This window comes from Niallia nealsonii (assembly GCF_002835805.1).
GTDB classification, from domain to species: Bacteria; Bacillota; Bacilli; order Bacillales; family Cytobacillaceae; genus Niallia; species Niallia nealsonii.
In genome coordinates, this window is the sequence record NZ_PISE01000031.1 from 131,357 (window position 1) to 152,618 (window position 21,262).

23 protein-coding genes and 2 pseudogenes are annotated in these 21,262 nt (G+C 34.6%); 11 read left to right on the forward strand and 14 right to left on the reverse strand.

Annotated elements, in window-relative coordinates; all coding sequences use genetic code 11:
• Positions 1-4: 4 nt before the first annotated feature.
• A complete protein-coding gene (codA, locus tag CWS01_RS14770) occupies positions 5-1,279 on the reverse strand; it encodes a cytosine deaminase (protein WP_101177956.1) in 1,275 nt (424 codons plus the stop codon).
• A 23-nt stretch (positions 1,280-1,302) separates the two neighbouring features.
• Positions 1,303-2,196, reverse strand: a complete 894-nt coding sequence (locus CWS01_RS14775) for a polysaccharide deacetylase family protein (protein ID WP_101177957.1) — start codon at positions 2,194-2,196, stop codon at positions 1,303-1,305.
• A gap of 262 nt (positions 2,197-2,458) precedes the next feature.
• On the opposite strand from CWS01_RS14775, the gene CWS01_RS14780 reads away from it, so the two are divergent.
• A complete protein-coding gene (locus tag CWS01_RS14780; RefSeq protein WP_101177958.1) occupies positions 2,459-3,109 on the forward strand; it encodes a helix-turn-helix transcriptional regulator in 651 nt (216 codons plus the stop codon).
• Positions 3,110-3,192: 83 nt separating this feature from the next.
• Here the strand turns inward: CWS01_RS14780 and CWS01_RS14785 are convergent, their stop codons facing one another.
• Positions 3,193-3,540, reverse strand: a complete 348-nt coding sequence (locus CWS01_RS14785) for a GNAT family N-acetyltransferase (RefSeq protein ID WP_328588923.1) — start codon at positions 3,538-3,540, stop codon at positions 3,193-3,195.
• Positions 3,541-4,148: 608 nt separating this feature from the next.
• Between CWS01_RS14785 and CWS01_RS14790 the strand changes: the two genes are divergently transcribed.
• On the forward strand, positions 4,149-6,401 hold the full coding sequence (locus tag CWS01_RS14790; protein WP_101177959.1) for a glycoside hydrolase family 3 C-terminal domain-containing protein: 2,253 nt from the start codon (positions 4,149-4,151) through the stop codon (positions 6,399-6,401).
• A 131-nt stretch (positions 6,402-6,532) separates the two neighbouring features.
• Here the strand turns inward: CWS01_RS14790 and CWS01_RS14795 are convergent, their stop codons facing one another.
• Both CWS01_RS14795 and CWS01_RS14800 read right to left on the reverse strand, forming a co-directional pair.
• Positions 6,533-6,763 carry a hypothetical protein gene (locus tag CWS01_RS14795; RefSeq protein WP_101177960.1) on the reverse strand — a complete coding sequence of 77 codons (231 nt, stop codon included), beginning with the start codon at positions 6,761-6,763 and terminating at the stop codon, positions 6,533-6,535.
• Positions 6,764-6,814: 51 nt separating this feature from the next.
• Positions 6,815-7,126: a hypothetical protein gene (locus CWS01_RS14800; protein WP_101177961.1), complete on the reverse strand. Its 312-nt coding sequence runs from the start codon at positions 7,124-7,126 to the stop codon at positions 6,815-6,817.
• A 239-nt stretch (positions 7,127-7,365) separates the two neighbouring features.
• Between CWS01_RS14800 and CWS01_RS14805 the strand changes: the two genes are divergently transcribed.
• Positions 7,366-8,136, forward strand: coding sequence for a TerC family protein (locus CWS01_RS14805; RefSeq protein WP_101177962.1), 771 nt, complete (start codon positions 7,366-7,368; stop codon positions 8,134-8,136).
• A 36-nt stretch (positions 8,137-8,172) separates the two neighbouring features.
• Here CWS01_RS14805 and CWS01_RS14810 read toward each other — a convergent pair whose 3' ends face one another.
• Positions 8,173-8,709: a ribonuclease H-like YkuK family protein gene (locus CWS01_RS14810; RefSeq protein ID WP_101177963.1), complete on the reverse strand. Its 537-nt coding sequence runs from the start codon at positions 8,707-8,709 to the stop codon at positions 8,173-8,175.
• 131 nt (positions 8,710-8,840) lie between these two features.
• On the reverse strand, positions 8,841-8,981 hold the full coding sequence (locus CWS01_RS22445; RefSeq protein WP_157827666.1) for a hypothetical protein: 141 nt from the start codon (positions 8,979-8,981) through the stop codon (positions 8,841-8,843).
• A 580-nt stretch (positions 8,982-9,561) separates the two neighbouring features.
• Between CWS01_RS22445 and CWS01_RS14820 the strand changes: the two genes are divergently transcribed.
• Positions 9,562-10,122, forward strand: coding sequence for a CBO0543 family protein (locus tag CWS01_RS14820; RefSeq protein ID WP_101177965.1), 561 nt, complete (start codon positions 9,562-9,564; stop codon positions 10,120-10,122).
• A gap of 747 nt (positions 10,123-10,869) precedes the next feature.
• On the opposite strand, the gene CWS01_RS14825 is transcribed toward CWS01_RS14820, so the two are convergent.
• The 3 genes from CWS01_RS14825 to CWS01_RS23505 form a co-directional block, all read right to left on the reverse strand.
• Positions 10,870-11,490, reverse strand: coding sequence for an HAD family hydrolase (locus CWS01_RS14825; RefSeq protein WP_101177966.1), 621 nt, complete (start codon positions 11,488-11,490; stop codon positions 10,870-10,872).
• 513 nt (positions 11,491-12,003) lie between these two features.
• Positions 12,004-12,261, reverse strand: coding sequence for a DUF2533 family protein (locus CWS01_RS14830; protein ID WP_101177967.1), 258 nt, complete (start codon positions 12,259-12,261; stop codon positions 12,004-12,006).
• 174 nt (positions 12,262-12,435) lie between these two features.
• A complete protein-coding gene (locus CWS01_RS23505; RefSeq protein WP_407938571.1) occupies positions 12,436-12,702 on the reverse strand; it encodes a DUF5658 family protein in 267 nt (88 codons plus the stop codon).
• Between the two features lie 255 nt (positions 12,703-12,957).
• Between CWS01_RS23505 and CWS01_RS14840 the strand changes: the two genes are divergently transcribed.
• Both CWS01_RS14840 and CWS01_RS14845 read left to right on the forward strand, forming a co-directional pair.
• Positions 12,958-13,938, forward strand: a complete 981-nt coding sequence (locus tag CWS01_RS14840; RefSeq protein ID WP_101177969.1) for a tyrosine-type recombinase/integrase — start codon at positions 12,958-12,960, stop codon at positions 13,936-13,938.
• Between the two features lie 133 nt (positions 13,939-14,071).
• Entirely contained in the window at positions 14,072-14,533 is a 462-nt protein-coding gene (locus CWS01_RS14845) for a CoxG family protein (protein WP_101177970.1), read from the forward strand.
• A gap of 209 nt (positions 14,534-14,742) precedes the next feature.
• On the opposite strand, the gene CWS01_RS14850 is transcribed toward CWS01_RS14845, so the two are convergent.
• From CWS01_RS14850 to CWS01_RS23510, 3 genes and pseudogenes are all read right to left on the reverse strand, one after another.
• Positions 14,743-15,678, reverse strand: coding sequence for an MFS transporter (locus CWS01_RS14850; protein WP_328588924.1), 936 nt, complete (start codon positions 15,676-15,678; stop codon positions 14,743-14,745).
• A complete protein-coding gene (locus CWS01_RS23205) occupies positions 15,671-16,135 on the reverse strand; it encodes an MFS transporter (RefSeq protein ID WP_268877078.1) in 465 nt (154 codons plus the stop codon). The genes CWS01_RS14850 and CWS01_RS23205 overlap by 8 nt, the downstream gene beginning before the upstream one ends.
• A gap of 130 nt (positions 16,136-16,265) precedes the next feature.
• A pseudogene (locus tag CWS01_RS23510) lies at positions 16,266-16,445 on the reverse strand (isochorismatase family protein); the annotation flags it as partial.
• A gap of 367 nt (positions 16,446-16,812) precedes the next feature.
• Here CWS01_RS23510 and CWS01_RS23030 point away from each other — a divergent pair.
• The 4 genes and pseudogenes from CWS01_RS23030 to CWS01_RS14870 all read left to right on the forward strand — a co-directional run.
• Positions 16,813-16,986: pseudogene (locus CWS01_RS23030) on the forward strand (Tn3 family transposase); the annotation flags it as partial.
• A gap of 191 nt (positions 16,987-17,177) precedes the next feature.
• The gene (locus tag CWS01_RS14860) at positions 17,178-17,798 is read left to right on the forward strand and encodes a nitroreductase family protein (RefSeq protein ID WP_101177971.1); all 621 of its coding nucleotides are present in this window, start codon (positions 17,178-17,180) and stop codon (positions 17,796-17,798) included.
• 271 nt (positions 17,799-18,069) lie between these two features.
• On the forward strand, positions 18,070-18,825 hold the full coding sequence (locus CWS01_RS14865) for an exodeoxyribonuclease III (protein WP_101177972.1): 756 nt from the start codon (positions 18,070-18,072) through the stop codon (positions 18,823-18,825).
• A 35-nt stretch (positions 18,826-18,860) separates the two neighbouring features.
• Positions 18,861-19,334, forward strand: coding sequence for a GNAT family N-acetyltransferase (locus CWS01_RS14870; RefSeq protein WP_235852080.1), 474 nt, complete (start codon positions 18,861-18,863; stop codon positions 19,332-19,334).
• 34 nt (positions 19,335-19,368) lie between these two features.
• Here CWS01_RS14870 and CWS01_RS14875 read toward each other — a convergent pair whose 3' ends face one another.
• Positions 19,369-19,932, reverse strand: coding sequence for an MEDS domain-containing protein (locus tag CWS01_RS14875; RefSeq protein WP_101177973.1), 564 nt, complete (start codon positions 19,930-19,932; stop codon positions 19,369-19,371).
• Between the two features lie 247 nt (positions 19,933-20,179).
• Between CWS01_RS14875 and CWS01_RS14880 the strand changes: the two genes are divergently transcribed.
• Positions 20,180-21,160, forward strand: a complete 981-nt coding sequence (locus CWS01_RS14880; RefSeq protein WP_101177974.1) for a ring-cleaving dioxygenase — start codon at positions 20,180-20,182, stop codon at positions 21,158-21,160.
• Positions 21,161-21,262: the final 102 nt, after the last annotated feature.

A 21,262-nucleotide genomic window follows, 5' to 3' on the forward strand; every position in this document is an offset into this window, starting at 1 on the left:
TATTTTAATTTTCGGAAAATTCTTTCGAAAAAATAGATGCATGCATTTGCGTTTCTGCTGGTTTTGTTTCTACCATTATTTTTCCTTCTCGAACAGAATAAAGAACAGATGGCTGGCATCGAACGGCATCATATTCATTATCTGTATCCAGCACAATAAAATTGGCTTTACTGCCTTCTTTTATTTCATACTGCTGGAGATTTAATGTTTTGGCTCCATTGATCGTAATTAAATCATAGGCAGAGATAATATCCTCATAGCCCGTCATATGACATGCATGCAGCCCAACTTCCACTACTCGCTGCAAATTGCCATCTCCAAGGGGATACCATGGGTCCATGATAGAATCTAAGCCAAAACATACATTAATACCTGCATCCAAAAGTTCTTTGACACGTGTAATTCCTCTGCGTTTTGGGAATGTATCAAATCTTCCTTGCAAATGTAAGTTGGCTTTCGGAAGAGAAACAAAGTGAATGTTTGCTTGTTTTAATAGTTTAAAAAGCTTGTAGGTATATGCATTATTATAGGATCCCATTGCAGTAGTGTGGCTTGCTGTCACAAGTTCACCCATTCCTAGCTTATAGCTTTCTGCTGCAACAACTTCTAAAAATCTTGACTGCTCATCATCGATTTCATCACAATGAATATCGACCATTTTTCCATATCTATAAGCAAGTTCTATCGCTTTTTTGACTGAAGAAACGCTATCTTCTCTTGTAAATTCATAGTGGGGAATTGCCCCAACTACATCTGCGCCCATTTTTAGTGCCTCTTCCAATAATTCATCCCCTTTTGGATACGCATAAATGCCTTCTTGTGGAAAAGCTACAATCTGCAAATCCATCCACGGTTTGATTTCTTCTTTAATCTCAAGCATGGCTTCCAAGCCCATGAAGCTCGGGTCTGTGATATCCACATGTGTTCGGACATGCTGAACGCCATGTTTCATCTGCATTTGTAGTGCCTGTAATGCACGATTTTTGATTTCTTCTTTTGTTTCCTGAACAGCCACTTTTCTTTCTGACCAGCATTGAATACCTTCAAATAGTGTACCAGATTGATTCCATCTTGGTGTGCCTGCTGTCAGTACATAATCTAAATGAATATGGGGTTCAACAAAGGGAGGGAGCACTACTTTCCCCTGTACATCGATCACATTTTCAGCTATTTCATTAGATACTGATGATGAGGAGGTAATAGAAAATATTTTCTCTTCTTTTATAACAATATCCCACAATCCTTTTTTTCCATAAAGCTTGCTATTTTTAATAATCATATTAAACACATCTCCTTAGTTGGTTATTTGTTAGCAGTTGTTGTTGGTTCTGGGAATAAAATAGTAGTATCTAAATTCGGGATATAGGAAAATTCAATATTATGGCTTTTCCATGTATTTGCAAGTTCATCTCCTGTTGTAAACCAAACATCTGGTTTTGTTTTGATATAGGAAATCAGTTTATCCAACAAGGCAATTCGTGAAGAGCGGCCAATTAATTGAGGATGCATGGTTAAATTAAAGCAGCGTCCTTCTTCATATAATCCATCAAATTCGGCTTTCCATAATCGAAATACTTTATCTGGTTCTTCAATTAAAAAGGGCATCGACCAGTCACCAGAAAAGGCAAATTGTTCCCAATCGTCTAGCAGCCATGTCCCTGGAATTTCAAGCAGTGTATCTCCATTTCCAGCATCAATCACATAGGGAACATCATCTGCCTGAAGACTAGAATCGTAAAGAAATCCATATTTTTTTAAAAGGGCAGGAGTTCTTGTATGCATTTCCCATAATGGAGCCCGAAAGCCAATTGGTTTTTTGCCGGTATATTTTTGTAATACGTCCAAACCTTTTACCAATTCTTTTTCTTCTTCTTCTTCCGTCAGCAAATCTGATCGTTTATGCAAATAGCCATGATGGCCAATAGCATGATTCTCTGCCATAATCCGTTCTAATACCGTTGAATCGAGTTCTGCTGTTGCGCCTGGCACAAAAAACGTTGCCGGAACTTCATGTTTTTTTAAAATTTGTAAAATCCTATTTAATCCAATTCTTCTTCCATATGTGCCCATGGATAAAGTGGAGGGACGATTAATATTATGGGGATCTGCTACATGCGCTGTTTCCGCATCTACATCAAAGGTAAGCAATACCGCCATTTTTTTATTATTTGGCCAGTTGATACAATGGTTATTCATTTTGCATTTCTCCTTTTAAAGTAAAAATTATCTTTCTTATAGGAGTAATAATAAGGCAAAAAAATAAATAACGCTACAAAGTTGTCAGAAAATCTAACCTATTATTTTATAAAAAATAAAAATTTTTTTTAATTTTTATAAAATAAAACTATTGTTTTTAATTTTTGTAAAACAAAAAAAAGAAGAGTCATCGCTTCTGAAGTAAATATGATATAATTTTTAATAGTCTAATTTAGGAAACGGCAAATGAGAGGAGTAAGGTATGAACGATATACAGAAAGAGTTTCATCCCATTTTAGAAAGATATATTCCCATTGCAGATATGATTGTCGCAACTTTCGGTAAATTCTGTGAAGTTACCATACATGATTTGCGGAATTATCAATCATCGCTAATTTACTTAAATGGGAATGTAACAGGGAGAAAACCAGGGGCGCCTATTACAGATGTCATGCTGAAAGAGCTTTATCAATATGGAGATAATATAAAAGACATGCCTGGATTTACGACAAGAGCGAAAGACGGAAAAATTTTAAAAGCTTCCATTTCTTTTATACGAAATGAAGAAGGAAAAGTCATCGGCTGTATTGGCATTAATTTTGATATTACCTCTATTTTAACAGCGACTCAAATTTTAAATGATTTATCCATGACTCCAGATATCGAAAGCATGGAAACAACACCAGAAGTGTACGCAAAAGATATCGGCGAAGTTTTCCAGCATTTCATCAGAACTACTCTTGATGAAATAGGAATCCCTATTGATAAAATGAAAAGAGAAGACAAAGTATCTTTTGTCAAACAGCTCGATAAACAAGGAGTTTTTTTAATAAACGGAGCTATTGAGCAAATAAGCGAGACATTAAAAGTAACAAAACAAACGATTTATAATTATTTGGATGAAATTAGATAGATGTTAAAAAGCATAAAAAGCTTCCTCAAATTCGGGAAGTTTTTTATGCTTTTTTGTTTATTAGCAATACATCAAATGGTACACTACAAATCTTTTCGCATGATCACATATATTCTGCCACCTTTTGCAAAAGTGCCATCAGATGCTTCTAAGTCAAATTTTTGATAGAACGCCACTTTATTTCCTCTGGCATTGCAGCAAATCTTTTTTACGCCTTGTTTTTTTGCATAATCCATTACATATGTCAGCAGCATGCTTCCATATCCTTTGCCTTGTTCTTCTTGAAGGGTGGCGAATTTGCGGAATTGAGCGGTATCTTCTTTAATAAAAAGGGAAAGAACAGCTGATAATTGCTTGTTTTTAAATAAACCAAAATGAATCCCTGCATCATCGTCTTTTAATTGTATATCTGCAGATCTTTTTCCGGCCACATCACTACATGCCTTACCTGCCAAACTTGTTCTTTGTTTATCTTTTTTATCTCTATTTTCTCTACCATTATTTCTCCTCCATGCCTGTCATTGCATGTCTTTATTATATACATGGAGAAATGCTTTTTAAAAATATAAGATGCCTTTATCAAAAGCTAGAATTCTATTTTTATTCATTTAGTTAGAAATCTAAAAATAAAAAGAAGGAAAAGGAAAAGCATATTCCGGCAGTTTAACTTATCTATCACTATTTAATATGCTTTTGATCCTAACCTCAAGATCGTCAGAAATCTAGATGGGCAGAAACTTGTCCATAAAAGTCTGATTATTAGTAAAAGATACAAAACGGATGTTTGACATCATAGTTGTTTATCCTAAAAATCCAAAAACGTTTATGGAAGTGTACCCTGATTCTTTTTTCAAACCATCCTGTTGAACGAATATTTAAAGTTATGGAATGGCTAATTGTTAAGATAGGTGATAAAAATCAAAGAAACTACAAAAACTACACGGGAAGATCTTTTAATCATAGAAAATAAATATGTAAGAACGAAAACAACAGCTTTTTAATAAGTGTAACCTATTTACATTATTGCTGGGAGGATATTATGGGTGATAGATTAATCAAGATTGTAAGCTCCGTCGTCTTTGCTATTTTTCTTATGAGGGGAGAGGGAGTTGCCGCACATGAAAATAATAAAACTTTGAAATTAGTGAACGAAGCATCCATTGATAACATAATAAAAGCTATGACCTTGGATGAAAAAGCACGTTTAGTTATTGGATCAGACTATCCTGGTCCAAATGGTACAGCAGGAGCAACACATCCTATTCCTCGTTTAGGCATACCATCCATTATTTTTTCAGATGGTCCTGCTGGTGTCAGAATAGGTGGTTTCTTTGCTGGTGCTGCTCCAAGATTTGCCACGGCTTTTCCTATTCCAACATTGCTTGCAGCTACATGGGATGTTAATCAAATCGCAAAAGTGGCAAAAGCAATGGGCCATGAATCAAGAGAATATGGAGTGGATGTTTTATTAGCACCTGGTGTTAATATTCAGCGCAATCCTTTAGGTGGAAGAAATTTTGAATACTACTCTGAAGACCCTTTTCTTTCAGGCACTATGGCTACTGCTTTTATTAAGGGAGTTCAAGCCATCGGAGTAGGTACCTCTTTAAAACATTTTGCTGTAAATAATCAGGAAACCAATAGAACAACTTATAATGCAGTGATAGATGAAAAAGCACTAAGAGAAATTTATCTTCCTGCTTTTGAAATGACCGTAAAACAAGCAAAGCCATGGACAGTGATGAGTGCCTATAATGCCGTGAATGGTACGTTCGCTACTCAGAATTCCTATCTCTTAACCAATATTTTAAGGAATGAGTGGAGATTTGACGGGCTTGTTCTATCAGACTGGTGGGCCGTAAAAGATCCTTTTGCTGCTTTGAAAGCAGGAAATGATCTAATCATGCCGGGTGTATACAGAGGACCTCTTCCTATGCCTGACTTAATAAAACAAGTTTACATGAAGGAATCGGCTCCGACGGCGGATTTAATAAAAATGGCCACTCAGAATGGTACACTTAGTGAAAATACTCTTGATTTAAGAGTTCGCAATATTTTAAAGCTGATTGTTAAGACACCAACATTCAAAGGGGAATATAAAAATGTAAATTATAAACAAAAAATTGCTCTTACTAAGCAAACTGCAGATGAAAGTTTGAGAATAAGCCGCAAAGCAGCTGCAGAAGGAATGGTTCTTTTGAAAAATAACGATAATACCTTGCCCTTCAATCGAATTACTTCCATTGCGGTAGCTGGAAAAAATGCAGTTGTGGACCTAGCTAATAATAAACTAGGAATAATCATTGGTGGAGGCGGAAGTTCTCAAGTAAATGTAGAACCTAAAAATATTATTTCCCTTATTCAAGGCTTAAAAAATGCAAATTATACGGTAGTTGATTTTGCCAATGGAGACAAGCTGATGGAAGGCTTAAATACCCGGACTGCTGCTTATTTGGCAAAAAATACAGATATTGGTTTAGTTTCTATAGGGCGAGAGTCAACAGAAGGTGCGGATATCTCCCATATGAATATGAAACCCGAAGAAGTTCAGCTTATTAAAGAACTTTCCAATGCTTATCATGCTGAAGGAAAAAAATTAGTGGTTGTACTGAATATTGGTGCACCTATAGAAGTTGCAAGCTGGCGAGATTTTGCTGATGCGATACTGCTCGCTTGGCAACCTGGACAAGAAGGAGGCAATGCAATTGCCGATATCCTTTCTGGAAAGATCAATCCTTCTGGAAAGCTTCCTGAAACTTTCCCAGTTAAATACAGTGATGTTCCAACATCTAGAAACTTCGGAGATCCCACTATCCATACAATAAATTATACAGAAGGAATCTATGTCGGTTATCGTTACTATGACACCAAAAACATAAAAGCAGCTTATCCATTTGGCTACGGTCTCTCTTATACGAACTTTACATACAAAAATCTTCAATTGAGTTCAGATAAAATAGACTTGGATAAGAATAAACCACTCATTGTATCAGTAGACGTTTCTAATACAGGGAACACAGAGGGAAAGGAAGTCGTTCAACTATATATTGGCGATAAGCATTCAACCATTCAAAGACCCTATAAGGAACTGAAGGGTTTTAAAAAAATTCTTCTAAAGCCGGGCCAGACCAAAACAGTAAAATTCTCAGTCAGCAAAAGAGCCCTGTCAGTTTATAATCTTAAGTACACAACATGGGTGGTCAAACCGGGTTTGTTTACAATTTCCATCGGAAGTTCCTCTCAAGATATTAGACAACAAGGGGAATTAAGAGTGATAGAAAATGATGTTTGATAGGAATTTTCTATAGTAAAAAGAGGGAAAAGAAAAACAGTATTTCCGCAGTTTAACCTATTTCATTAGCAATAAATAAAAAAGAACTTGGACATTTTGATTCTAAGTTCTTTTTTATAGTTAGGTTTAAATTAAAGAAATACATTTGCAATCATGAAAAAAAGAAATATTGCGATAAGAAAGGCTATCAATGAATAGCCAATGAATCTAATCGGTTTTGGAAATGATTTATTGGAAAAAGGCTGTATTCCTTTATCTCCAGTTGTCCTACCTAACGCTTCTATTTCTTCAGAAACATAGATGCTAGTATCCTGTTTATTTATAATCTCTTCTTTTTTTGGGGTTTCATGTAGATTAGTCATTTATATTTACCCTTTCGGATAGGTTAAATATAAATAGCAATACTCCTGCCACTATGAAACACCTTGTTTTTGTTTGAACTGAAAAGCAATAAAATTTACAGCCGACAAGCCGACAATGCCTTCCCACATATAAAAAGTTGCAGCATCGCCACCTAATCCATAAGCATCGACAATATAGCCTTCGCATACAAGGGTAAGAGAGGATACTGCTATCATGCCAATTAATATGCTGTAAATAGAAAAAGAATTCATTAGCTTATTGCCTTTTTGTATAAGTATAATAACCAATAATAGGGAAAGAAACAGAAGCAAGGCAATAAAAATCGGTCGTAAATATACAAATTCTAAAGACGAGTATTCCATTTATACCTCCTCATTAAGATATAATTTATATTTTAACATAATTATCCAAAAAACAGATAAGGAAAGGGCAATAGTGAAAATGAAAGGGTGATTTTTATCTAGCGGTCTACACCCAGTTTATTTATCTAAGAATAGCCTGCTTTTTTACAGGAAGCATTAACTTCATATTGCGATAGGCGAAAACTAGGAGTATAATAATCTAAATATTAACATCTTAACAAATATTGGGGGCTTTCCTAGTGGGATTTTTACATGAAGTTTTTGCGACATATGCATCTTTTTTTGACTTTGAGATGTGGGCAGAGGTTTTAACAGATCCTGTTTCTTGGGGATTAATCGGCACATTGATTATATTAGAAGGACTTCTTTCCGCAGATAATGCGCTAGTTCTTGCCATTATGGTCAAACATTTGCCGCCAGATAAACAAAAAAAGGCACTAACCTATGGATTGTTTGGAGCCTATTTCTTCCGTTTTATATTCATCGGAATTGGTGTCTATTTAATTAAATTTATGTGGATTAAAGTATTGGGCGCTGCCTATCTTGCGTGGATTGTGATTAAGCATTTTTGGAAAGGGGAAGAGGACGAAGAAGCAACTGGCGTTAAAAAGAAGGGTTTGCTTGTGCGCACATTCGGCATTTTTTGGGCAACGGTTATTTCTGTTGAATTAATGGATTTGGCTTTTTCAGTTGACAGCATTTTAGCTTCCTTTGCCGTTTCCGAAGAGGTTTGGATTCTCCTTCTTGGAGGAATGATTGGCATCTTAATGATGAGAACTGTTGCAAAGTTATTTTTAGTATTAATTGAAAAAGTGCCAGAGCTTGAAACAACAGCTTATGTTCTGATCGGCATTATTGCCTTAAAAATGTTCGCAAGCGTTTTTGGTTATGAACTAAATCATTATGTATTTTTTGCGATTCTAATCATTACCTTTATTATTACGTTTATTCTCCACTTTATTAATAAAAACAAAAAATTCTCAGAAGAAATTGCTTCTACAAAAGAATAACATGATACTTGCCTGTTCATCTATTGGACAGGCTTTTTATTTTGTATATTTATTTGCATAAGAAGAGGCAACAAAAGATTCCGGTTTAATTTTAGGCTCAATGCCAATCGATTCTATTCTGGCGACCATTTCATTAACAAATTCTCTCGTTTTATTCCGAGCACCTGATCCAATATCTATATGGCCTTCAATGGCAAACGTCGAGCCTTGATAAATATAGGGAAGGACGATATCAATTAATTGATTTTTCTTTTCTTCTGTAAATAAGCTGACCACTTCTTCTGTCAACGTCGTTTCATAAGAAATTTTTTCGTGGAGGCGAAGCACTTTACGGGGAACAATAACTTTTCGGATACAAGCCCAAGCACCTTTTCTTTTATTTTGTATCACAATTCCTGTAATAAAAGTCGTATGTTTTGCATGCACTTGTGAGTCTGTGCCAATCATGAGACGATATTCACCAATTGGATTCCGGTTCATAAAGGAAACAATGCGTGTAAATACTGTATCAAAGGACATATTCCTTTCCTGCAAGTTTCGAAAAGTAATCGATGTTTTTTCCTCGATATTCATAGACAATTCCTCCTTTTTTCTAAATAAGGCTGAAAAACGCATGAATTCAATGAATCATCACAACTATTACTATATTGTATGAAAGGGTTAGTGATTTAGCACCATATGATGGATAGGCGTATATTTAGATTTTATTTAAACAGTGTAAAGAAAATAATCGCTTTTGCTATTCCTTTTTTATTTGGTTTACTATCTTCCAAGGCTCCTAAAGATCTGCCAACACACATATCAGGCTCAACTTTTGATTTATTCCGTTCTTTCGATTCCGTCATTTGTTGTCTCCTCTTTCTCCTTATAGAATTAGACGCATTAGGGATAAATTCCTTTTATACAGATGGAAATATAAAGGGGGAAAATCATTGGAAAATTTGACTCTCCACTTAAGGTAAACTTTATTATAGGGGAGAATCAGGAAAATGCAGATTGCCAACGCTAAGTAAATCCCCCTGACAATTCCCCCGATTTTAACAATATGAAGGAAGTTCTAAAGTTCTTAAATAAGCTAGCGAGACCATTTTCTTTGCATTAAAATGATATGTTTTCCAAGTAAATGGATATGATCCCGACTCAGATGATACAACAATTCCTCGTTAAAATTATCGAATCCTTTTGATGTTCCATCGTTTTTGTCTAATGAAAAATCAACTTTATCTAAAAGAAAACCATTCTGAATAATAGCCAACAGTATTTGATGGAGGAAGATCACCACATATCTAACCCAATCAGTATTTTAGCTAAAAAAATGATGCACTAGATATTATTAAGTAAACGCTGATTAAAGAGTTATTTAAAAAAGAATGGATATCATAATAAAAAACGACACACTATCATATAAATGGAGGTTTTACATAAATGAAAGATAAAACAATACTAAATATCATCACTTTAATAGGGGTAGGTGGTTGGGCTATATTTTTTCGAAAAGGACCGGTAAAAGACTGGCTGCTTGTTTATTTATTTAAGGCAACCATTACTACTTTGATTGATATACCTATAGCAAAGAAAAAACTGGTTCAATACCCAAAGAGATACTTTCCTGGATCTTATGATACAAACATTATATTCGATTATGTAATATTTCCTCTGGTATGTGTACTTTACAGCCAATTAACAAATAAAATGAAAGGCATTAAAACATTATTATTCGTTTTTATACTTAGCGTGCCAATGACAATAATTGAGGAGCTGCTTGAAAGAAAAACTGGATTGGTAAAGTACAGCAATAAGTGGAGTTGGCTTCATACTTTAATATATCTTACTATAACGTTCTGGTCTTCACGAATATTTATTTCATTAATTAGATTGTTAGATCAAATAAAAAGTAAAGAAGGAAATAATCACTTTTTGGTTAACGACTCTCGAAACGGAAGCAACCTAGAAGATACACAAACGATTTTACATATAAAATATTAGTAAAATTCAATTTAAAGTGAACAATATCTTAAAGTATCAAGTGAAGGGTCCCATACCAGAATGATAATACAAGGATGGAATAAGGTTACTTAACAAGTATTAAATAAAAAAACATCTTCCTGGCTACTAAAAGTGCTCTTTATGAACAGAGATATTTGTCGAGGATAATTCCCTAGTTTTATGGATTGCAGCAACCTTCTCGTAAAGAATTTTAGAACCAGCATAGGCGGATACATTGGGAAGAATAATAGAAGTATTTTATGAAGGAACATCTATTTATAAAAGTGAAAAAGAAAAATTACAGACCAATTGAAAGATGTACATTTATTTAGGTCCTAAAAATCGTTTTAAAGTCAGCTGTATTTATGCTGAATAAGATTATCAATTAGTATTTTCCGCTTCTTTATTCTGGCTAATTAAATGCAATGTTTTATGATATAAAATAGTTGTGGTTGCTTTTTCTTCCATCACAGTATGTAACATAAAAATAAAAAACAACCACTATAAAAGAATTATTTGCATGTCTAATCGTTCCATACTCCTTAGTATATTTCTAATTAGCATGGAAATATCATTTTTTTCTTATCCGCATTAGGCGCTTTCTAAATTATCCTATATATTAATCGTTACTAAATTATTTTTGAAGCTGTTTTCTATCGTTTATGATCAAATGATAACACTAAGAAAAAACTTTTCTTTAGCACCTTTCTTTTTCGCAACTGCTTCTTTGCCCTTTTTTTAGAATGTTTATTCAAAGAGTTCGAGCAGCTGGCTAAAATTTTCTATAACATGATGAAACTCTGTTGCTTCTCCAAATCCATATTGTGCATAGATAAATGGAATCTCTGCGATTTTTGCTGCATTCCCATCACCTATCGTATCACCAACATACACAGGATTTAATAACTGGTTCCGTTTCATAATCAATAAAATATTTTCTGCTTTTGAAAGTCCTGTTCTTCCTGGATTTTCATAATCTAAAAAATACTTTTCTAACTGGTGATATTTATAAAATGCCTCTATATATCCATCTTGGCAATTACTCACAATATATAGCTTATATTTTTTTGATAACTGTTTTAATGCATCCTCAACATATTCATATAATTTCCCACCATACTGTTCCATATATTTATTTTCAACAGCACCACAAGTCGTCATCAGCTGTTCTCTAGTGTATGCATCCAATTCAGGAAAAAGCTTTTTTCCTATCTCTGGTGTTTGTAGCCCCATAACATTTTGCACATCTTTTTTTGTCACTTCTTTATTAATATGTTTATTTTGTTTCAAGACACTATTCCAAGCAAGTGCAACCGTATCGCATGAATCCCATATTGTTCCGTCTAAATCAAATATAATACTATCCATTTTTCTACCCCTCCCTAAGCCTATCATACGTCAGATGAAGAATGAAGACACGTTTTTTGTACAATCTTTTTCTTCCTAAGAACATACATAACTGCTGTTTATGATTTATGCTAGAAGAGTTTTTCTTGTAAGGAGAGAGCGATTCATTTCTTTAGTTGTTTTTCACCTGACCATTACTTATATAAATTAGAATGGAAGGTTAAACATGAGTGCTGTTATGTCATTTGAAGCAAAAGAAACATGATATCCTTCGAGGGAGGAGGGAGAAGAATCGTTATATGTAGAAATGAAAATAGTATAATTCTTCGATGAAAAAATACCGAGCCCTTTGTAAAAAATATAGCTAGCTGCTTGATTTCATCTTTAATAAAAAGAACCCAGCAGAAGTGTCTCAGCACTTTTAATAGAGTGCAGCGGCTGATAACAAACATAGCTAAAATCAACTTATCCTAAATATGTAGAAATAAAAGGCTAAATTTCATTTTGAAATTTAGCCTTTTATTTAGAAACCATTTATTTTAATGTTTTTGCATATTCCTGCACCATTTCTTTTGTGACCATTTTTCTTGTTGGTACCACACCTTGTTTGGCAAGTTCATTCATTTCTTCTGTAATAGCATTAATTTGGGCTACTGCAAATTCTTCACCATTTAAGCATTTTTGCAAGGCTTCCTCAATATATGCTTCGCGTTTGGCATCCAATTGCTGAAAGTAGACAACGCGGCTATTTATTTTTTCCACATGTTTGGTTAAGGCTTTATGTACGCTCATTTTTGTTTTAGCTCCTTTTTTATGTATCTTTTCCTATTTTAATATTGAAAACAGAAAAATGAAAGTATTTTTATTAATAAGAATACATAATATGATTATGGTAAACTAATAGCATTTTTATTGATCAATAAGAGTATTCATATAAATTAGTTTACATAATATAGTTATAGTGAATTAAAAAGAAATTAACGCAATTACCCAGCTAATATGGAGAATTAACGTAACGAAATACAAACATACAGGAATGGATAAAATAATACACCAGCTTTTTCTATTTTTTGCCGTAAAAAAGAAAAAGAAAAAAATCAATAGCAAAGATAATAAAATTTTTAAAAAAAGAAACAAAAAAGGAGAGACCATCCATAAAGTATTCATCAATGGGTTAGACTCTAAGATGAGGTTGTAACGCAATCCAATATATGTAAAAAAAGCATCCAGCATATTCAATACGCTAAGAAACAAAAAGAAAAATTTCACCACTTCACCTCCATGTATAGTCTTTCCTGAAACATCCTTATTTTTACTTATTATCCTAAAAATAGGTATAAATTTAGATGGATCAATGCTAGTGAAGTAAAAAGTAATTCCTTTGTATCGCTTTTCACTGCATTACCGCGCATAATATCTCTTATGTGCGGTTTTTTATGATTTGTAGTATACTAAAGGTAATGAAAAAAGAGGCAGGGGAAATGCAGAATGATAGAAAAAGAGAGATTGTTAGATTGGTATAACGAGGAGATGATGATTTTCCAAACAGAGATGGATAATAAAGATTATAGTAAATTTACCATTGATAATTATGTACGCGATATTTTCTTTTTCTTAGAATACATAACAAGAAAAAAACAAGAAAAAGTAGAATTATCAGAAGTGAAAAAAATCACCTTAACACTATTTATGAATGAATTAAAAACAAAAAGAGGCAATAGTGCAGCATCGAGAAACCGACGCTTAACAGCAATCCGATCCTTTTATAAATGCCTGGTGGATTATGAACTTGTCAGCAACAATCCTGCGAGCGAATATGAAAGTGCCAAAGAACAAAAAGGGAAGCTGCCGAGTTATTTGGAAAAAGAGGAATTGCGGGATTTTTTTGCGATGGTCGAAAAGGTTTCCCAAAAGCAGCATATCAAACGAAATAAGGTGATTCTTGGTCTGATGGCGTTCGCAGGCCTTCGAGTGACAGAAATCCATACGTTAAATATTTCTTCCATTCACTCCTTAAAAAAGGGCATCCTCGTGACAGGAAAAGGAAATAAGTCCCGCTATATCCCACTTCCTGCAAAACTTTATGAGGAAATGATGGAGTATATTAAAGAGGAACGAATTTTTCCGATGAAGGGTTATGAAGATGCTGTCTTTATTTCTAGAAGAGGCAAAAGAATTTCCCGGCGGCGCATTCAAGAAATCACAGAAAAAATTTGCGAAACCGTAGAAGAAGCATTTCCAGACTATAATTGGAAATCAAAGGGCATATCTAGCCATAAATTGCGTCATACATTTGCTACCCATTTAGTAAGAGATGGACGAGATATCCGGACTGTTCAAGAGCTGTTGGGTCATAGCAACTTAAATACAACACAAAAATACACCCATGTATCGGATGCTCAAAAAGAAAAAGCAATGGATATGGAAGTATCCGACTATTTTAGAAATAACGATAATAATATTATGTAAACTAGTTGTTTTTACAGCAATAGAGGCAGCCATTATGCTTAAAAGTGTTGGAAACCTTCCTATTCATCAGCATATTTATAAAAGAACGAGCATATGCATAATATTATAGTGCCAACATAAGGGAAGTGTTGCAATGCCACAAAAAAAACATAATATCATTGTAAAAGCAAAAGTACCGCAAGTTTGGAATTTTGTGTGTTCAATGGATAACTGGGCTCCCCTTGTACCTGGATATATTGATCATCAGATTCTTTGTGATAAGGTTTCGACATGGGAATTCAAAACAGATTTTGGGCTAATCAAAAAAAAAATTCAGTTGCGAGTCGATATTTTAACCTGGCAAGAACCTTCAAAAATAACGTTTCAATTAACAGACATAAATGAAAAATTTATTGGGAATGGCTATTTTTTGGTGGAAAAAGCAGAGGAGTCAGCTACAAAAATGACTGGTTTTTTAAAAATAGAGGCACTAGGAACATTTGCCGCGATGATGAACAGCATACTGGAGCCAAAGTTAGAAGAACTAACCGAAGAATTCACCAAAAATGTTTGTCAAAAAATTGAAAGTTTACAATACGATAATAATATTATGTAAACTAAAAAGACTCAATAGAGGGGGATCACCAGCAAAACGCAGATTTATAATATTAAAGATAGTTCACTATTAAAAATCCCAATCGCTCAGTGATATAAATGAGAAATTGGGATTTAAGTATTCCACAATTGCGCTCGATTGTGGAATATCATTGCTAAAATCTTAATTAAGATAAGCACGGTTTAGTGTAGGTACATTATTTCACAAGTTCATGTATTTTTTTCAATTTTTCTCAAATATCGATCTAATAAGGTAATAATTAGAATAAAACAAATTACTAAACTGAATATCGCTAGATAGTGAAGCCCGTTTGTAATAGCTTCGGATTTTAAAAACAATCCGTTGGCAGAAGAAGCAAGCATAGCTCCCATGTACATAAAGATTCTTAATAAACCAGCTGAAGCACCCATTTGTTTGGAAGAAGCCTGAAAATAGACAGCATTTTGGTTAGCTAAATTTAATATACCTTGGGGGATTCCGAATAGTATAGCAATGACAATAAGATAAATAAGACTGCTTGAATGATTTGTAAATAGCAGCAGTGACATAGCAATAAACTGAACGATACTCCCTGCAATCAATTTCATATGGATTGCAGGATTTTTCCCAGTTGCTTTAGAAAGGATGATCGACGTTAAAAACATCGGCAATAGCAACAGACCAGAATGTGAAGGGGACAGCCCCCTACCTGTTTCTAACCATTGGGGATATCCATAAAGGAAACTGTATGATACAGTAGCTGAAAGCAAACCTCTGGTATACGTTAATAACAAAGGGGTATTCCCAGCTAATAAGCGTAAATCCATAAAAGGATTTTTTATTTTCAACTCAAATCCAGTAAAAATGACACCGAAGATGATTGCAATTATTAATAGATATACACTATGCCAATTCGGACTCATTAAGAAAAGGAGAGCAGAAATTAAAGTGATTCCAAAAAAAAGGATACCAATAAAATCAATGGAAGTAATGTTATCCTCTTTTCTAAGGAAATCTTCAGAAACCCTTGGAAACCGGAAGTAGCCTAAGAACACACAAGCTAATGACAAAGGAATATTTACGATAAATGTACTTTGCCAACCACCAAATTCAGTGAGTAGCCCCCCTAAGGCAGGTCCAACAACGGCAATCGTTTGGCTAGAAATCGCTAATTAATGTAAGAATACTCGTTGAACTTTCCTCACCGGTTCGCTCTGCTTCCCTACGGATAAGATACATAGAGGCGGGATAACCAGCGCAGGTTCCAAAACCAAGTAAAACTCTGGCAATCACTAACCACCAAATATTAGGGGAAAAGATCGCGATTAAACTAGAGATACCTACTAGTGATGCTGCGATTAAAAAAAGAAGTCTTGGACCAAAAATATCAATTAACTTCCCTACGACTGGCTGTCCAATTGCCGTAGCAAGATATAACGCAGAAACAAGCCATGCTGTTTGAGAAGATAGTACATCAAACGCTTGCCCAATTGGAATTAAAGCAACTGAAATAATGGAAGAGTTAATAGGATTTAGAATGGAACCTAAAACCATTGGAGCAATCAATTTTTGATTAAAATGATTTTTATTTGTAGCCTTCCTGTTGTTACTAAATATAGACAAATTTATTCCTTCCTTCATATAATCTTGAAAGGTTTCAGGAACTATAAAAAATAGTTGTATAAATCATAAAAAAACGGAAAGGCAAACGTGTCGGGGCTATTTCACCATAACGGAAACAGCTCCTCTTTGTTTAGTTTAATGTATCAATCCAGGATTGGACCGTCAACACATCAGCTTGACGTGGAAATATTTTCTCCGTGAGAACCCGGTGAGCCTCTGGATCTGGATCAAGACAAGCGTCTTCTAGCACTTTAATTTTAAAGTCTTTGTCCGCTGCCTCTCTTAAAACTACCCCACCCGTAGCAATTCCGCTCTTATTGAACTAAACTGCTAATTACTTCAATTGCCTTCCTTCGCAATCTATTTTTTTCATGAATATCCAAATCTCCCACCGAGAGCCATTTCATAATCTGGCTCTTCGTATTAAATAACCTGACAGTGTGTAGCGTATTTTTCTTGTATGGTACTGTCAAAAATTATACTTTGTGACACAGTATAGAACGGAAGGAATTTGATGTGTTATAAAGTATATTTTTCTATTTTGAAATATGTCAGAAAAATGATATGCTTTTTGAAATAGAATCATAGTTTTAGAGAAGGAAGAAAGCTTAAAATTAGGATATGCTTGTGTTTCAGCTAAGAATCAAAATCCAGAGCGGCAGCTTAAGAAGTTTTGGGAACTGGGGAAAATCGAGAAGACCATTTTTCTCTTAGACTATATCTCAAATGATCCCATGTGACGCTGAATCCAACGCGGTTTAAAGAAGGAAGAAGCGATGAATGCACTCGCTCGAGCCATCGACGGGGAGTTGCGTAAGCGTGCCTTACAGAAGTTACAGCATGCCAGTGCCAGTAGACGCTCTTCATCCATTACATCAACTATAGTACAAAGCCGAAGTGCCTTAACGTTGTAAATTAGCATTTTGTTGGTGGGACCCCAATAGAGGTTTTTTTCTTTTTTAATCATATATTTTGATTTCGAGATATATGTCTTTTATAATAGCTTTATTCACATAGATAAAAAGTACTAGGGGGAATAGATATGGTTGCATTTGAAGCATTAATTAAAGAAAGACGATCTGCCAATAATTTTATAGAGGGAGTACCTATTAGCAGAAAGGAACTAAATGACATATTCGAAGAAGTAAAACTTGCGCCAAGTGCGTTTAATTTGCAGCATACTCATTATATGGTCATTCAAGATAAAGAAATAAAAACAAAAATGCAAGAAGCAGCATTTGGACAATATAAAGTTCATTCTGCATCGGCCGTAATTTTGGTAACAGGAGATAAAAAAGCATATGAAAAAGCTGGCTCGATTTATGAAGGATTAAAAATGCTTGGAATTTTAGATGAATGCCAATATGATTCGATGGTAAAGGAAACAGTCGAAACTTACTTGACAAGAGGTCCTATTTTTCAGCGGGATGAAGCAATCCGCAATGCTTCGTTATCGGCAATGCTTTTTATGCTTGCGGCTAAAAATAAAGGATGGGATACTTGTCCGATGATAGGATTTGATGCAAATAAAGTAAAGGAAATCTTACATTTAGAGGAACAGATCGAACCGGTTATGATGATTACTATTGGGAAAGAAAAAAGGGAAAGCAGACAGCCTAGAGGTTATCGTAAACCAGTTTCAGAATTTGTTCAATACCTTTAAAATCAATTATTTAGAGAGAACTTCGCCACAATTGGATAGGCTGTTTTTCCCTGATTACCAATGGGTACAAAGCTAGCTGGATGGACGATGCTAGTCACTTTTCTCCTTTTTATGAAAAAGCTACAAGCAGTGATGCTCTACTGTTTGTAGCTTTTTCCTTTTTAAAAAACGTTTTTAAGGGAAAACATCGTGCAAAACGCTTTATCGAACAATTGTTTCATGATAGGATAAACCTTTAGAAAACAGATTACGGCTAAGGAGTTTACAATAAATGAAAATAGTTACATGGAATGTGAACGGCATTAGAGCATGTGTAAAAAAAGGGTTTTTAGACTTTTTTGAAAGTATAGATGCAGATATATTTTGTATTCAAGAATCGAAATTGCAAGAAGGCCAAATTCAATTGGAATTAGACGGCTATCATCAGTTTTGGAATTATGCAGAAAAAAAGGGGTATTCAGGAACAGCTGTTTTTTCCAAACAAAAGCCTCTTTCTGTTGTATATGGCATCGGAGAGGATTTTCCGGAAAACGAAGGCCGTGCGATTACATTAGAATTTGAGCAGTTTTATTTAGTAAATGTGTATACACCTAATTCAAAACGCGATTTAAGCAGATTAACTTATCGAATCGAATGGGAAAAGCAACTGAAGCAATACTTAGCAGGACTTGATGCACAAAAGCCTGTGATATACTGCGGCGATTTAAATGTGGCTCACCAAGAAATTGATTTGAAAAATGCAAAATCAAATATCGGCAATTCTGGCTTTACAGAAGAAGAACGCGGAGAAATGAGTCGATTATTGTCCAATGGTTTTATTGACACATTCCGTTATTTTTATCCAGAAAAAACAGATGTATATACATGGTGGTCCTATATGGCCAAAGTGCGGGAGCGAAATATTGGCTGGAGAATTGACTATTTTATTGTCTCGGAACGACTAAAAGACAAGTTAGTTGATACAGACATCCATTGTAGCGTTATGGGAAGCGATCATTGCCCTGTACAATTGTCCATCAATCTATAAGATAGAAGATGCTCAATCAAAAGGGGGATTAGCAGATGGCGATTATAGTAGGAAAAATGGCAGAAAAAGATTTTCCCCTCTATCAAAAAACACTTGTTAAAGAGTATGCCAAAGATAAAATAAAAGCAGGAACTTGGGCAGAAGAAGGAGCCCTCCAAAAAGCGGAAGAACAGCTGCAAACTCTTTTGCCTAAAGGGGTCCACTCTCCGTGCCACTATTTTTTAAGCATTACAAAAGAGCCCACGAAGGAAATAGTCGGTTATCTTTGGTACCATTTAGATCTTAATAATCGATTTAAGGAAGCTTTTATTTATGATTTTGTCATCAACGAAAAAGAACAAGGAAAAGGGTATGGTACAAAGGCTCTAGAAATACTTGATGACCATATAAAACAGCAAGGGGGCAAAAAAATAACCCTTCATGTGTTTGCCCATAACGAAAAAGCGATTCATTTATATAAAAAAATGCAGTTTCAAACAAGAGATCTAGTAATGAGCAAAGATTTATAAAAAGAAGCAGATGGAACATCCATCTGCTTTCTCTTTATTTTTTATACAAATATTCTTTCGATGGGATAATTTCATTTTCGGTTAAAATATATTCATGACATTCCATCAAAGATTTATCCAACGAAGTCGGCACTCTCTCTTTATTATAGGCACATACTAGCATTAGTTTATTTTCATTCACTAATCTATCTGCTTCGTGTTCAAATTCTTTTAGAATATGCAAAACTTCTTCTTCCTTATTCCACTCTACATGCGCCCATATTCGAAACGATAGGTTTTGTTCGAGATATGGTTTTAGCACACGGTCCAAATAGGAAAATATATAAGGGGGATTAAAGCCTCCGCTAGAAAAATAATAGTCAAAATTATTGATAGGATAAATTTTTTTCCAATCTTCCTGTGACAAAGAAGCTGATAGCTTTTGCTGTAGCAAGGAATAAATTCGATCATTTTCGATTAAAATAATATGATCTCCTTGTTCTAGTCCTGCTACTATGTAGGCTGCAAGGTTTTCCAAATAGTTTTCCTGCTTTTGTGTAGCATAATAAACATGTGCCGTTTGTGTGGAGCTGCTTAATTCTTTAAATTGATTCTTCATTAATATTCCAACTCCTTTTATTACTTCAGTTTTAAATTTTACTATATAAATAGAATGTCTGTCGAGAGCAATCGTTCTTCCATTATGTTAATCAAGCTTTTCTTCTATTTTCCCATAATCAACTCTCCCATGACTGCATTATGCCTAATCGGCAGAAGCAATGCTCTTTTTTTGCAAAACGATGCATTTACCATTATGCTAAAACTATTATTAGACTAGATTCGAAATAAAAAAGGAGAAGAAATATATGAATTTTAAGGGGATTCACCATGTATCTGCCATGACTGCCAATGCAGCAAAAAACTATCATTTTTATACAAAAGTATTAGGGCTGCGCCTTATCAAAAAAACAGTGAACCAAGATGATCCATCTGTTTACCATCTGTTTTATGGAGATGAAGAAGGAAATCCGGGGACAGAATTAACTTTTTTTGAAATTCCAAACCTTGCACAGCACAGAGAAGGTGTAAGCAGCATTTCTGCTTTAAGCCTTCGGGTTCCGACAGATAAAGCATTAGATTATTGGTCCGACCGATTTGAAAAATTAGCAGTAAAACATCGAAAAACCCAAACACGCGCCGAAAGACAATCGCTCGAATTTTTTGATTTTGAAGGCCAGCGCTTTTTCCTCATTTCTGATGAACAAAATATAGGGGTTAAAGGAGGCGTGCCTTGGGAGAAAGGACCCATTCCAAAAGAATTTGCGATCATTGGATTAGGACCTGTTCAGTTGACTGTTCGCAAACCTGATTCTACTATTCGTTTATTAACAGAAGTGATGGGTTTTCGGTTTAAAAAAGACTTTCCTTCGACTATTGCAGGGCAACCTGTCATTCATGTGTTTGAAACAGGGGAAGGAGGGAGTGGAGCTGAAATACATCTAGAAGAAAGAAACGATTTGCCTATGCAGCGATTAGGAAGAGGCGGTGTTCATCACGTAGCCTTTCGAGTAGAAGATGAAGATCAATTATACGACTGGATAGAAAAAATCAATGAAGCAAGATTTCAGCATTCCGGATATATTGACCGTTACTATTTTAAATCTCTCTATTTTAGAGAACCTAATGGAATTTTATTTGAACTAGCAACAGATGGTCCAGGTTTTGCGACAGATGAGCCACTCGAACATTTAGGAGAAACCTTAGCTCTTCCTCCGTTTTTAGAGCCAAAACGAAACGAAATTGAAAAGAAGCTAAAACCATTGGATACAGCGATAAATCATGATTAGAGAGCAAAAGCGGAGCCAATTATGGTTTTCGCTTTTTTTACATTGACATCATACAGACAAGAAGTGTAGCATTTTATTAGTGAAGATGTACTTAAAATATAG

What these genes read in the sequence shown, in the direction of transcription:
- codA (WP_101177956.1), bottom strand. Translation starts at nt 1,279, where the DNA reads ATGATTATTAAAAATAGCAAGCTTTATGGAAAAAAAGGATTGTGGGAT.
- CWS01_RS14875 (WP_101177973.1), bottom strand. Translation starts at nt 19,932, where the DNA reads ATGAAGAATCAATTTAAAGAATTAAGCAGCTCCACACAAACGGCACAT.
- CWS01_RS14825 (WP_101177966.1), bottom strand. Translation starts at nt 11,490, where the DNA reads ATGGATAGTATTATATTTGATTTAGACGGAACAATATGGGATTCATGC.
- CWS01_RS14775 (WP_101177957.1), bottom strand. Translation starts at nt 2,196, where the DNA reads ATGAATAACCATTGTATCAACTGGCCAAATAATAAAAAAATGGCGGTA.
- CWS01_RS14860 (WP_101177971.1), top strand. Translation starts at nt 17,178, where the DNA reads ATGGTTGCATTTGAAGCATTAATTAAAGAAAGACGATCTGCCAATAAT.
- CWS01_RS14845 (WP_101177970.1), top strand. Translation starts at nt 14,072, where the DNA reads ATGCCACAAAAAAAACATAATATCATTGTAAAAGCAAAAGTACCGCAA.
- CWS01_RS14800 (WP_101177961.1), bottom strand. Translation starts at nt 7,126, where the DNA reads ATGGAATACTCGTCTTTAGAATTTGTATATTTACGACCGATTTTTATT.
- CWS01_RS14780 (WP_101177958.1), top strand. Translation starts at nt 2,459, where the DNA reads ATGAACGATATACAGAAAGAGTTTCATCCCATTTTAGAAAGATATATT.
- CWS01_RS22445 (WP_157827666.1), bottom strand. Translation starts at nt 8,981, where the DNA reads ATGACGGAATCGAAAGAACGGAATAAATCAAAAGTTGAGCCTGATATG.
- CWS01_RS23505 (WP_407938571.1), bottom strand. Translation starts at nt 12,702, where the DNA reads ATGCTGGATGCTTTTTTTACATATATTGGATTGCGTTACAACCTCATC.
- CWS01_RS14795 (WP_101177960.1), bottom strand. Translation starts at nt 6,763, where the DNA reads ATGACTAATCTACATGAAACCCCAAAAAAAGAAGAGATTATAAATAAA.
- CWS01_RS14840 (WP_101177969.1), top strand. Translation starts at nt 12,958, where the DNA reads ATGATAGAAAAAGAGAGATTGTTAGATTGGTATAACGAGGAGATGATG.
- CWS01_RS14880 (WP_101177974.1), top strand. Translation starts at nt 20,180, where the DNA reads ATGAATTTTAAGGGGATTCACCATGTATCTGCCATGACTGCCAATGCA.
- CWS01_RS14820 (WP_101177965.1), top strand. Translation starts at nt 9,562, where the DNA reads ATGAAAGATAAAACAATACTAAATATCATCACTTTAATAGGGGTAGGT.
- CWS01_RS14810 (WP_101177963.1), bottom strand. Translation starts at nt 8,709, where the DNA reads ATGAATATCGAGGAAAAAACATCGATTACTTTTCGAAACTTGCAGGAA.
- CWS01_RS14870 (WP_235852080.1), top strand. Translation starts at nt 18,861, where the DNA reads ATGGCGATTATAGTAGGAAAAATGGCAGAAAAAGATTTTCCCCTCTAT.
- CWS01_RS14790 (WP_101177959.1), top strand. Translation starts at nt 4,149, where the DNA reads ATGGGTGATAGATTAATCAAGATTGTAAGCTCCGTCGTCTTTGCTATT.
- CWS01_RS14830 (WP_101177967.1), bottom strand. Translation starts at nt 12,261, where the DNA reads ATGAGCGTACATAAAGCCTTAACCAAACATGTGGAAAAAATAAATAGC.
- CWS01_RS14865 (WP_101177972.1), top strand. Translation starts at nt 18,070, where the DNA reads ATGAAAATAGTTACATGGAATGTGAACGGCATTAGAGCATGTGTAAAA.